This is a genomic window from Aeribacillus sp. SP014 (assembly GCF_054055575.1).
This window is the reverse complement of the sequence record NZ_JBSRXI010000001.1, coordinates 3,525,013-3,536,795: the sequence shown is the minus strand read 5'-3', so window position 1 is coordinate 3,536,795 and position 11,783 is coordinate 3,525,013. Positions and strand designations below refer to the sequence as shown.

The window sequence follows — 11,783 nt, the reverse complement described above, 5'->3', positions numbered from 1 at the left end:
GTGTTTATGTTTGAAAAGCCCTTGGGAATGCGGGATACATTGCCGGGCTTATATGTCATAAAAGAAAGCGTTCGTAAAAAAATGATGAATGTGATTGAAAGCTGGGGTTATCAATTTTTGGAGACTCCAACGTTGGAATTTTATGAAACAGTAGGAGTTCAGTCGGCGATACAAGAGCAGCAATTATTTAAACTTCTTGACAGGCAGGGGCATACGCTCGTTTTAAGACCAGATATGACAGCTCCCATTGCACGAATTGCGGCTTCCAAGCTGATGAAAGAAAGCTTGCCGTTAAGGCTCGCTTATTCTGCAAATGTGTTTCGTGCACAGCAGCATGAAGGCGGCAGACCGGCAGAATTTGAACAAATTGGCATTGAGCTGATTGGCGATGGAACGATTAGCGCTGATGCGGAAGCGATCGCTCTAATGATATATGCCTTAAAAAATACTGGCCTTAAAGATTTTAAAATTTCCATTGGGCATATCGGATTTATCAATGCTTTGTTCGGAGAAATTTTAGGGAAGGAAGAACGGGCGGAGAAGCTGCGCCGCTATTTATATGAAAAGAACTTTGTCGGATACCGCGAGCATGTGAAAAGATTATCTCTCTCTACCATTGACAAAGAACGCCTTTTAAGAGTCATTGATTTAAAAGGAGGAATTGAGAAGGCTGATGAAGCTTCAAGCCTTGTTGCTTGTGACAGCGGGAAGAAAGCGCTGGAAGATTTAAAACAGCTCCTTATCCAATTAAGAGCTTATGAAGTGGATCAATATATCAAATTGGAACTGAATATCGTCAGCCACATGAGTTATTACACAAGCGTGATTTTTGAATTATATGCGAACGGTGTTGGACTTCCGATCGGAAACGGCGGGCGCTATGACCATCTTTTAGAAAAATTTGAACGTCCTGCCCCGGCGACAGGCTTTGGCATACGGTTAGATAATTTGCTGGAAGCTCTGGGGGATTTAAAATTGAATAAAGATCGCTATTGCATCATATTCAGCAGAGAGAATCGACAAGAAGCTTTTCGGTATGCCAATAAGCTGCGAAAAGAAGGAAAACAGGTTGTCATGCAAGATATTTCCGGTATCGATCAAATCGACAGGTTTACTGGTCAATTTACAGATATTTATTATTTCCTCGGAAAACCAGGAAAGGTGAGAGAGTGATGAGCATGTTAACGATTGCGATGCCGAAAGGACGAATTTTTTCAGAAGCTGTCGAACTATTAAGAAAATCAGGCTACAAGCTGCCAGACGAATTTGATGAATCAAGAAAACTAATTTTGACCGTGCCGGAAGAAAATATTCGCTTTATTTTAGCGAAGCCGATGGATGTCGGAACATATGTAGAGCATGGTGTTGCAGATGTTGGGATCGCCGGAAAGGATGTCATGATGGAAGAAGAGCGGGATGTTTTTGAAGTGCTTGATTTGAAAATTAGCAAATGTCATCTGGCTGTAGCCGGACTGCCTGATACGAAAATGAATGACATCGCTCCAAAGGTGGCGACAAAATATCCAAATGTGGCTTCTAAATATTTTCGAGAGCAAGGGGAGCAGGTCGAAATCATTCATTTGAATGGATCGATCGAGCTGGCGCCATTGATTGGACTGGCTGACAGAATTGTCGATATTGTTTCGACGGGAAGAACGTTAAAAGAAAACGGATTAGTAGAATTTGAACATATTGCTGATATCACTTCAAGACTCATTGTCAATCCCGTCAGCTATCGGATGAAGGACAAGCCGATCGACATGCTTGTGGAGCGACTTGCCAAAACAGTGGAAGAAGGAAAGGAGGATTCGGATTGAAAATTATTCACATCACTAAGGATCAAAAGCTTTCCTTGAAAAGATCGATTGACGCTGGAACAGAGGAGCAGCGTAAAATTGTGAAGGAAATTATTGAACGAGTCAAAAAGGAAGGCGATCAGGCGCTATACGAATATACGAAACGTTTTGATGGGGCAGATCTTCAATCTTTGCACGTATCAAAAGAAGAAATTAGTCGAGCGTACGAAGCGGTAGATAAAGAATTCATTGACATTGTTCAAGAAGCAGCAGAAAATATCTTTCATTTTCATGAAAAACAAAAGAAAGAATCATGGTTTTATTTCGATGAAAAAGGAACAATGCTCGGTCAGAAATTAACGCCGGTAGATGCTGTCGGCGTTTATGTTCCCGGGGGCACAGCTGCCTATCCTTCTTCTGTTTTAATGAATATCATGCCGGCTAAAGTGGCTGGTGTAGGCAGAATCGTGCTCGTTTCTCCTCCAGATCAAAATGGGAGCCTGCCGGCGGAAGTGCTGGTGGCAGCCAATGAAGCTGGCGTATCGGAAATATATAAAGCTGGCGGTGCCCAAGCAATAGCCGCTCTAGCTTACGGTACAGAAACAATCGAACCGGTCGACAAAATTGTCGGTCCTGGCAATATATTCGTCGCTCTTGCAAAGCGGGAGGTATTTGGAACAGTTGATATCGATATGATCGCCGGGCCAAGTGAAATTGTCGTCTTAGCTGATGAAACGGCTGTTCCGCATGAAGTTGCGGCCGATTTATTATCGCAAGCAGAGCATGACAGGCTGGCAACCAGCATCCTTGTTACGCCTTCTATAAAATTAGCAAAGGAAGTTCAAAAGGAAGTTGCGGCACAATTGGCCGATTTGCCGCGAAAAGATATCGCCGCTGCTTCGATCGAACAGTTCGGTGCTATTTATATAACGGATTCAATCGAGGAAGCGGTTGGGATAGTCAACCAACTGGCACCTGAGCATTTGGAGGTATTAACGGAAAACCCGACGGGTGTTCTGCCAAAAATTAAACATGCAGGAGCCATCTTTTTAGGGAGATATAGCAGTGAACCTGTAGGCGATTATTTCGCAGGTCCCAATCACGTTTTGCCGACAAACGGAACAGCGCGTTTTTCCAGCCCGCTTAACGTGGATGACTTTATGAAAAAGTCAAGCATCATTTCATACAGTGAAGAAGCATTCCGTGCACATGCTTCAAAAATTGCAAAGTTTGCAAGATATGAAGGATTAGAGGCGCATGCAAGAGCAATTGAAGCTCGACTAGAAAAAAGAGGAAGTGATCGAAATGAATAGAACCGCCACAATATCTCGAAAAACGAACGAAACGAATATTCAGCTGTCATTTTCAATAGATGGTGAAGGCCGTGCAGATCTAAAAACTGGAGTTCCTTTTTTAACTCATATGCTTGATCTGTTCACAAGGCATGGCCATTTTGATTTAAAGATTGAGGCAGAAGGCGACATTGACATTGATGATCACCATACGACAGAGGATATTGGCATTTGTTTGGGACAGGCGATTCAACAAGCACTAGGCGATAAAAAAGGAATTAAACGGTACGGTCATGCCTTTGTCCCAATGGATGACTCTTTAGCGCAGGTTGTTATAGATTTAAGCAACCGACCGCATTTTGAAATGCGTGGAGAATTGCCGAAGGGGAAAGTAGGAACATTTGATACAGAGCTTGTTCATGAATTTTTATGGAAGCTGGCGCTTGAAGCACGGATGAACCTGCATGTAATCATTCACTATGGAATGAATACCCATCATATGATTGAAGCTGTATTTAAAGCGTTGGGGAGAGCTCTTGATGAAGCGACTATGATCGACCCCAGAGTCAAAGGGGTCCCATCAACGAAGGGGATGTTGTAAAAATGATTGGCGTGATCGACTATGGCATGGGGAATTTATACAGCGTCTCGAAAGCCTTGGAACGCATGAATGCGGAATATTTTGTATCAAGTGATTTAAACGAGCTTGAAAAGGCAACAGCTTATATATTGCCAGGAGTAGGCGCATTCAAAGACGCGATGGCTATTTTAACGGAAACAAAAACAGATAAATTTTTGAAGGACGAAGTGCAAAAGGGAAAGGCTTTATTAGGTATTTGTCTTGGCATGCAGCTTTTGTTCAACGAAAGCGAAGAACACGGCTGGACTGAAGGACTCGGCTTTTTAAACGGCCAAGTAAAAAGAATTCCAGGAGAAAATGTAAAAGTCCCGCATATGGGATGGAATAAGCTGGCTTTTCAACGAGATCATCCTCTTATAACTGGTCTTCAAGAAGATTACGTATACTTTGTCCATTCTTATTATGCGGTCGTAAACGATCCGGACGTTGTGGTCGCCAGCGCTTCATACGGTGTGACGGTTCCGGCTATTGTAGGAAGTGGAAATGTATTCGGCTGCCAGTTTCATCCGGAAAAAAGCGGCAAGCTGGGACTAGCCATCTTGAAAAACTATTTAACTTTTGTATCAAGGATGTGAGCTAATGATGAGTTTTACTATTTTTCCCGCCATTGATTTGCGCGGAGGGAAATGCGTCCGGCTGCTTCAAGGCGATTACAATAAAGAAACGGTTTACGGAGATTCACCGTTTGCTGTCGCCGAGTCGTTTGTAAAGGAAGGTGCTGACTGGATTCATATGGTAGATTTGGATGGGGCAAAAGACGGAGTCCGCGTGAACCATCAACATGTTTTGAAAGTGGCAAAAGAGCTAAAAGTAAAGGTACAAGTTGGCGGCGGCATTCGCACAGAAAAAGATGTATACGAATATTTGGAAAACGGCATTTCCAGAGTTATTTTAGGCAGTTCTGCCGTTTCAAACAGGTCATTTGTTGAAAAAATGCTGGCTGAATACGGCGGCCGAATCGCAATCGGTATCGATGCGAAAAATGGCTATGTATCAACAGAAGGCTGGCTGAATACGTCCGAAGTTAAAGCGGTTGATCTTGGAAAAGAACTGGCGAAAAGCGGTGCAGAAACATTTATTTTTACTGATATTGCAACAGATGGAATGCTCTCGGGACCAAATGTCAAGGCGATTGTGGAAATGGCAAAAGCAACTGGAAAAACAGTCATCGCTTCCGGAGGGGTAAGCTCCATTGATGATTTGAAAAAGTTAAAGCAATATGAACAGGATGGAGTGAAAGGCGCTATTGTCGGAAAAGCGCTTTATACGAAAAAGTTCAGCCTCCGCGATGCTATCCATGAGGTGAATGGGCTATGATTACGAAACGCATCATTCCTTGTCTAGATGTTAAGGACGGACGTGTCGTCAAAGGCGTGCAATTTGTCCAGTTGAAAGATGCGGGCGATCCAGTGGAGCTAGCGAAATTTTATGATGAAGAAGGAGCAGATGAGCTTGTCTTCTTAGATATTTCCGCATCTCATGAAGGCAGAAAAACGATGATTGATGTTGTCGAACGAGTAGCAGCAACATTAGCCATTCCCTTTACGGTCGGAGGCGGAATCAACTCTTTGGAAGATATGAAAAAAATTTTGCGTGCTGGTGCGGATAAAGTTTCCATTAACACTTCTGCTGTATTAAACCCTTCGCTGATTATGGAGGGAGCTGATTACTTTGGCAGCCAGTGCATTGTGGTAGCGATTGACGCAAAATACGATCCGCAGCTCGGAAGCCACCGCGTCTATACGCACGGGGGACGAAAAGCGACCGAATGGGAAGTCGTGGCGTGGGCAAAGGAAGCTGTAAAAAGAGGTGCTGGCGAGATTTTGCTGACTAGCATGGATCAGGATGGAGAAAAATCCGGCTTTGATATTGACTTAACCAAAAAAGTAAGCGAGGCAGTTCCCGTCCCAGTCATTGCATCCGGCGGCGCCGGTAATGCTGAGCATTTTCTTGAAGTTTTTCGCGATGCCCGAGCGGATGCAGCGCTGGCAGCTTCCATTTTCCATTACAAAGAAACATCAGTCAAAGAAGTAAAAAGATTTTTGCAAAAAGAAGGGGTGAATATACGGTGAACATAGCAGAACTCAAATTCGATGAAAATGGACTTATTCCTGCGGTTGTTCAAGATGCTGTTAGCAAAGAAGTGTTAACAGTAGCTTATATGAACGAAGAGTCGCTAAAAAAAACGTTGGAAACGAAGGAAACATGGTTTTACAGCCGTTCTCGCCAAAAACTTTGGCATAAAGGAGAAACGTCCGGCAATACACAAACTGTTCAAGAGATACGCTATGACTGTGACAAGGACGCGCTTGTCGTGCTGGTAATCCCGAATGGTCCGGCCTGCCATACAGGGCAATACAGCTGTTTTTCAAAAGAAAGTGGCGGCCAGGTGGACGGTAGCCGTTTTGATATTATTAACAAGCTGGAGGCCGTCATTGCTGAGCGTGAAGCTGAGCGTCCGGAAGATTCTTATACTACCTATTTGTTTGAAAAAGGCTTGGACAAAATTTTAAAAAAGGTTGGAGAAGAAGCTTCAGAGGTCATTATTGCAGCAAAAAACCGCAGCCATGATGAGTTGAAATGGGAAGCCGCGGATTTATTATTTCATTTGCTTGTTCTGCTGCGCGAGCAAAAGCTTCCGCTCGATGAAGTATTGACAGTTTTAAAAGAAAGACATGAAAAATAATCGCGAGTAAAAATAGGTTTTTCCTATTTATAAGATATGGTATACTATCCCTCGGCAAATAAAGTGAAATGGAGGGTTTGAGTGGGAAACCGTAAAGTAAAAAAAGACGAAGATTCAAAAATTGTTTCGTTTTTCCAAGACAGTGCAACGTTTTATCGCTGGGGATTAAAGGCTTATCAAAAAGGCGATTTGCAGTCGGCTTCAAAATTCGTCAAGCGGGCAGTAGATCTGGATCCGTATAACGAAGAAATGATTTGCAGGCTGGCCAGCATTTATACCGAATTAGGAAAGTTTCAAAAATCAAACGAACTATTAACATATATTATTGAACATATTCACCCTCATTCGGTAGAATGCTATTATTTTCTTGCAAATAATTATGCTCATCTCGGCTTGTTTCACGAAGCTTATAAACATGCAATGATATATAAGGAAAAGGCGCCGCAAGGCATATTTTCCGTAGAAAACAGCGATCTTCTTGAAATGATCGAAATAGAAGAAGAGGCTGAGCATTCGGATGATCTAATCGTGAAGCAAGAAAAAGCGCGCTCTTTGCTTGAGAATGGACAGTTTCAAGAATCTATTTCCATTTTAAAAGAGATTATAGCTGATTACCCAGAGTTTTGGTCCGCTTATAATAATTTGGCGCTTGCCTATTTTTACCTTGGGGAAGTGGAAAAAGCGAAGGACATGATTTCCCTCGTGCTCCGGAAAAATCCAGGGAATTTGCATGCTTTATGCAATTTGCTTGTATTTTTTTATTATGAAGGTGATGAAGCGAGCATAAGCATGCTAGTTGAAAAACTAAAAAGAGTTTATCCGCTTGTTTCAGAGCACCAATATAAACTGGGGGCGACGTTTGCACTCATCGGCTTTTATCCTCATGCATTCAAGAGGCTCCATGCCTTGTATCGAAAAGGATTTGAGGGGGATGACACGTTTTATTATTGGCTCGCATACTCTTCTTATTTTATAGGACACTATGACTTTGCTAAAAAAATATGGAAGAAGGTTCTGTATTTAAATCCGCGGAAGGAAGGCTCTGAACCGTGGAATATGAAAGGGCTAAACGAAATGGAAAATCAAGTCCCGGAGCGGCTGCTCTCTATCTATTTCGCAATGAAAATGGATGAACGAGCGTATTTAGTAAATGAACAGGAGTTTGAAACTCGTCTTGAAAGAGAAGCTGTTCAATATGCTTTAAGCGTTTTAAATGGCAAAAGGCCGACAGGTTTTCATGCTGTTCATTTCGCTTTCCATGTGGCCGATAGTTTAATGGACAAAACGTTAGAAGGAAAAGAATTGGTTTTATTTTGGTTTCGGCTTTTCAAAAATGCCTTTAAGTTCGACATAAAATTTCGCAATGTCAACGCATGGTCAGCAGCTGTCTATTATTTATGGATGAAACAGATAGGAAAAAACATCACACAAGATGGTGCGGCAAATCATTTTAACATCAGCAAAGCTACGCTGTCTAAATACGTGCGCGTCGCAAAAAAATTGAAAATGTGAGCAAATAAATAGCACGAGACATTTATTTTATATAGGATATGTTGTAGGGAATAATAATTTTGTATTATTTATTGGATCATATGATGAGGAGTGAGTCTCGTGTCTGAAGAAAAAATTTATGATTGTATCATTGCCGGAGCAGGACCTGCAGGATTGACAGCTGCTGTTTACACATCTCGCGCCAACCTTTCTACTTTAATGATAGAAAGAGGCGTGCCTGGAGGACAAATGGCCAATACGGAAGATGTTGAAAACTATCCTGGATTTGATCATATTTTAGGTCCAGAGCTATCAAATAAAATGTTTGAACATGCTAAAAAGTTTGGTGCTGAATACGAATATGGAGATGTGAAGGAAATTGTCGATGAAGGCGAATATAAAATCGTCAAAACAGGCAACAAAGAATATAAAGCAAGAGCAGTGATTATCGCTACAGGGGCCGAATATAAAAAGCTCGGCGTGCCTGGAGAGAAAGAACTGGGCGGACGAGGCGTCTCTTATTGTGCTGTATGCGACGGAGCATTCTTTAAAGGAAAAGATTTGATTGTTGTCGGCGGCGGAGACTCTGCTGTCGAGGAAGGAGTTTATTTAACCCGCTTTGCGAACAGTGTGACAATCGTTCATCGCCGCGATCAATTGCGCGCCCAAAAAATATTGCAGCAGCGCGCCTTTGATAATGAAAAGATTGATTTTATTTGGAATCATACAGTAAAAGCAATTCATGAAGTCGACGGGAAGGTTGGCAAAGTCACGCTCGTAAATACGATAACAAATGAAGAAACAGAAAAAGAGATAGACGGTGTATTTGTATACATTGGCATGGTGCCGCTGTCCAAACCTTTTGAAAATCTCGGAATTACGAATGAAGCAGGATATATTGAAACAAATGAAAACATGGAAACGAAAATTCCCGGCATCTTTGCGGCAGGAGATATTCGGGAAAAATCTTTGCGGCAAATTGTAACTGCAACTGGTGACGGAAGCATTGCTGCCCAAAGTGCTCAACATTATATTGAAGAATTAAAAGAGAAATTAAAAAATGCCTAAAATTGTTAACAAAATCGTAACTATGATTTAATTGTGCTGTAACATCAATGAAATAAAATTCAGTTACTATAAAAGTAGTAATTGACCCCCTTTTATAATATATACTTTTGAGCATGGGCAACCCTTCCCATGCTCCTTTTTTTGTTGCACCTTTTCTTTTGAAACCTTTAAAAGAGAAAAAACGTATGATAAAGTAGGAAAGCATGCGCATTGAGACACTATAGCATTTAATTGTATAATAAAAGGAATAAATATTTTTTATGTACCGCAACCTAGGGGTGAACTTGCTTTGCAAAGGGTTACAAATTGTGTTCTTGTTCATGAAGGTCAGCTGCTCTTGCTTCAAAAACCGCGCCGGAATTGGTGGGTAGCCCCTGGAGGGAAAATGGAGCAAGGGGAATCGATAAAAGAATCTGTTGTAAGAGAATTTAGAGAAGAAACTGGAATTTATTTAATAAATCCAAAAATTAAAGGGATTTTCACGATCATTGTCAAAGATGGAGATAAGGTTGTTCAAGAATGGATGATGTTTACATTTTTCGCAACACAATTTAACGGGGAAAATGTTTTGGAAACTGAGGAAGGAAAGCTGAAATGGCACTCGATTGATGAAATTAAACAGTTGCCGATGGCTGCGGGCGACTACCACATTATTGAATATATGATTAAAGGGTCAGGAATCATGTATGGAACATTCATCTATACACCTGATTATGAGCTTTTGTCTTATCGGCTCGATCCACAATAAAGAAAACTTCAGCTGCAAGAAAATCGAAGCCAAGGTTCAGAGAAGAGGATATACATGCCAGTTTCAAAATTTCCGCTAAATAAATTTATGATTTGACTCTTCTCATCCTTGATCAAAAAGCTATCAGATCAAAAAAATAAATCCCGATATTTCCTATTCAACATCTGTTACTGAATATTTTTCTTTTGAAAAAACGGGGGGCTTTGAATGATGAGTGAAACTTCAAATATTAAGATGGTTATTATTACGGGGATGTCCGGGGCAGGTAAGACGGTTGCGATTCAAAGCTTTGAAGATCTAGGATATTTTTGCGTCGATAATCTTCCACCTACTCTTTTGTCCAAGTTTCTAGAGCTTATGAAAGAATCGAGAACGAAAATGAACAAAGTAGCTGTAGTTATGGATTTGAGGGGAAGGGAATTTTTTGAATCTTTCCATCAGGCAATTGAAGAAATCAATGATATCCCGTGGATCGCACCGCAAATTTTGTTTCTTGATGCACATGATCAAGTATTAGTTAACCGGTATAAAGAGACGAGAAGAACCCATCCATTAGCTCCAAAAGGTCTTCCGCTTGAGGGGATCCGCCTTGAACGGGAAATGCTGGAGGAATTAAAGGGACGTGCGCAAATTGTATATGATACATCCAACTTAAAGCCAAGAGAATTAAGAGAAAAAATTTTAAAACAGTTCGCAGAAAATGGCGATCAAACCTTTACGTTGAACGTTTTATCATTTGGATTTAAATATGGTTTGCCGATCGACGCTGACTTAGTGTTTGACGTGAGATTTTTGCCCAACCCGTATTATATTGATCATATGCGCCCTAAGACGGGGCTTGACGAAGAAGTTTCATCATATGTTTTAAAATGGACAGAGACATCTAAATTTTTAGAGAAGCTGACAGATTTACTCTCATTTATGATCCCTCATTTTCAAAGAGAAGGAAAAAGTCAAGTGGTCATTGCAATCGGTTGCACTGGCGGACAGCATCGCTCGGTGACTCTGGCTGAATATTTAGGGGATTTTTTCCGCAAAAACTACAAAGTGCATGTATCCCATCGTGATATTGAAAGGAGAAACTATCGATAACTATGGATAAAAAGAAAATCGTCATTATTGGAGGAGGAACCGGATTATCTGTTCTGCTTCGAGGCTTAAAGCTGCTCCCTTTTGATATCACGGCCATTGTAACAGTTGCAGATGATGGCGGCAGCTCTGGTAGACTTCGTGATGAACTGAACATTCCCCCGCCGGGCGACATTCGCAACGTGTTAGCTGCTCTTTCCGATGTGGAACCGCTAATCGAGGAACTTTTTCAGCATCGTTTTAAAAAAGGGAACGATTTGACTGGCCATTCTCTCGGCAATTTAATACTTGCAGCTATGACCAATATCACCGGTGACTTTATGCACGCCATTCGGGAAATGAGTAAAGTATTAAATGTTCGCGGTACTGTTTTGCCTGCAGCGAACCAGAGCGTTGTATTAAATGCGGAGATGGAAGATGGATCTGTTGTGAAAGGGGAATCGAAAATCCCTTTTTCAGGAAAAAAAATTAAAAAGGTGTTTTTAACCCCGAAAAATGTAAAACCTCTTCAAGAAACGATCGATGTCATCAGACAGGCACATATGATCATTTTAGGGCCTGGAAGTCTTTATACAAGCATTTTACCGAATTTGCTCGTTCCGAAAATTGGCGAGGAGGTTTGCAAATCCTCGGCCAAAAAAATATATATATGCAATGTCATGACTCAGCCAGGGGAGACGCTAAACTATACAGCGAGCGATCATGTGAAGGCTCTTTACGATCATTTAAACTGTCCGTTTATTGATGTGATCCTCGTGAACAACGGATCTATTCCCGAATACATACAAAAACGCTACGCGAAAGAATCAGCTTTTCCTGTCCAAGTCGATGCAGAGGCGCTAAAAGATATGGGACTTCGAGTAGTGCAGGACAACATGGTCTCCTTCGATCAACATGTTATTCGACATGATACGAATAAAGTGGCGAACATCTTAAAAAATTTGCTTCTGGAAGAAACGTAATCGGAAAGGGC

At 41.5% G+C, this 11,783-nt stretch carries 13 protein-coding genes; all 13 read left to right on the top strand.

All coding sequences use genetic code 11. From position 1 onward, the window contains the following. The 13 genes from ACVIJU_RS17410 (at nucleotide 1) to ACVIJU_RS17350 (ending at nucleotide 11,772) form a co-directional block, all read left to right on the top strand. Nucleotides 1-1,173 carry an ATP phosphoribosyltransferase regulatory subunit gene (locus ACVIJU_RS17410; RefSeq protein WP_199757327.1) on the top strand — a complete coding sequence of 391 codons (1,173 nt, stop codon included), beginning with the start codon at nucleotides 1-3 and terminating at the stop codon, nucleotides 1,171-1,173. Between the two features lie 5 nt (nucleotides 1,174-1,178). After that, entirely contained in the window at nucleotides 1,179-1,817 is a 639-nt protein-coding gene (hisG, locus tag ACVIJU_RS17405; protein WP_063389289.1) for an ATP phosphoribosyltransferase, read from the top strand. Beyond that, on the top strand, nucleotides 1,814-3,109 hold the full coding sequence (hisD, locus tag ACVIJU_RS17400; protein WP_130158171.1) for a histidinol dehydrogenase: 1,296 nt from the start codon (nucleotides 1,814-1,816) through the stop codon (nucleotides 3,107-3,109). The genes hisG and hisD overlap by 4 nt, the downstream gene beginning before the upstream one ends. Next, the gene (gene hisB, locus ACVIJU_RS17395; RefSeq protein WP_063389171.1) at nucleotides 3,102-3,689 is read left to right on the top strand and encodes an imidazoleglycerol-phosphate dehydratase HisB; all 588 of its coding nucleotides are present in this window, start codon (nucleotides 3,102-3,104) and stop codon (nucleotides 3,687-3,689) included. The genes hisD and hisB overlap by 8 nt, the downstream gene beginning before the upstream one ends. 2 nt (nucleotides 3,690-3,691) lie before the next feature. Then, the gene (gene hisH / locus ACVIJU_RS17390) at nucleotides 3,692-4,303 is read left to right on the top strand and encodes an imidazole glycerol phosphate synthase subunit HisH (RefSeq protein WP_063389170.1); all 612 of its coding nucleotides are present in this window, start codon (nucleotides 3,692-3,694) and stop codon (nucleotides 4,301-4,303) included. A 4-nt stretch (nucleotides 4,304-4,307) separates the two neighbouring features. Next, nucleotides 4,308-5,045 carry a 1-(5-phosphoribosyl)-5-[(5-phosphoribosylamino)methylideneamino]imidazole-4-carboxamide isomerase gene (hisA, locus tag ACVIJU_RS17385; protein ID WP_063389169.1) on the top strand — a complete coding sequence of 246 codons (738 nt, stop codon included), beginning with the start codon at nucleotides 4,308-4,310 and terminating at the stop codon, nucleotides 5,043-5,045. Further along, nucleotides 5,042-5,800, top strand: coding sequence for an imidazole glycerol phosphate synthase subunit HisF (gene hisF / locus ACVIJU_RS17380; RefSeq protein ID WP_063389168.1), 759 nt, complete (start codon nucleotides 5,042-5,044; stop codon nucleotides 5,798-5,800). Before hisA ends, hisF begins: the two co-directional genes overlap by 4 nt. After that, nucleotides 5,797-6,414 carry a bifunctional phosphoribosyl-AMP cyclohydrolase/phosphoribosyl-ATP diphosphatase HisIE gene (gene hisIE, locus ACVIJU_RS17375; protein ID WP_094245213.1) on the top strand — a complete coding sequence of 206 codons (618 nt, stop codon included), beginning with the start codon at nucleotides 5,797-5,799 and terminating at the stop codon, nucleotides 6,412-6,414. The genes hisF and hisIE overlap by 4 nt, the downstream gene beginning before the upstream one ends. An 81-nt stretch (nucleotides 6,415-6,495) precedes the next feature. Next, nucleotides 6,496-7,926, top strand: coding sequence for a tetratricopeptide repeat protein (locus ACVIJU_RS17370; RefSeq protein ID WP_456687808.1), 1,431 nt, complete (start codon nucleotides 6,496-6,498; stop codon nucleotides 7,924-7,926). A gap of 99 nt (nucleotides 7,927-8,025) precedes the next feature. Beyond that, nucleotides 8,026-8,973 carry a thioredoxin-disulfide reductase gene (trxB, locus tag ACVIJU_RS17365; protein ID WP_456687807.1) on the top strand — a complete coding sequence of 316 codons (948 nt, stop codon included), beginning with the start codon at nucleotides 8,026-8,028 and terminating at the stop codon, nucleotides 8,971-8,973. A 289-nt stretch (nucleotides 8,974-9,262) separates the two neighbouring features. Further along, nucleotides 9,263-9,721 carry an 8-oxo-dGTP diphosphatase gene (locus ACVIJU_RS17360; RefSeq protein ID WP_063389164.1) on the top strand — a complete coding sequence of 153 codons (459 nt, stop codon included), beginning with the start codon at nucleotides 9,263-9,265 and terminating at the stop codon, nucleotides 9,719-9,721. Nucleotides 9,722-9,931: 210 nt separating this feature from the next. Continuing rightward, a complete protein-coding gene (rapZ, locus tag ACVIJU_RS17355) occupies nucleotides 9,932-10,813 on the top strand; it encodes an RNase adapter RapZ (RefSeq protein WP_063389288.1) in 882 nt (293 codons plus the stop codon). A 2-nt stretch (nucleotides 10,814-10,815) separates the two neighbouring features. After that, complete coding sequence (locus ACVIJU_RS17350) at nucleotides 10,816-11,772, top strand: gluconeogenesis factor YvcK family protein (protein ID WP_063389163.1); 957 nt, start codon at nucleotides 10,816-10,818, stop codon at nucleotides 11,770-11,772. Nucleotides 11,773-11,783: the final 11 nt, after the last annotated feature.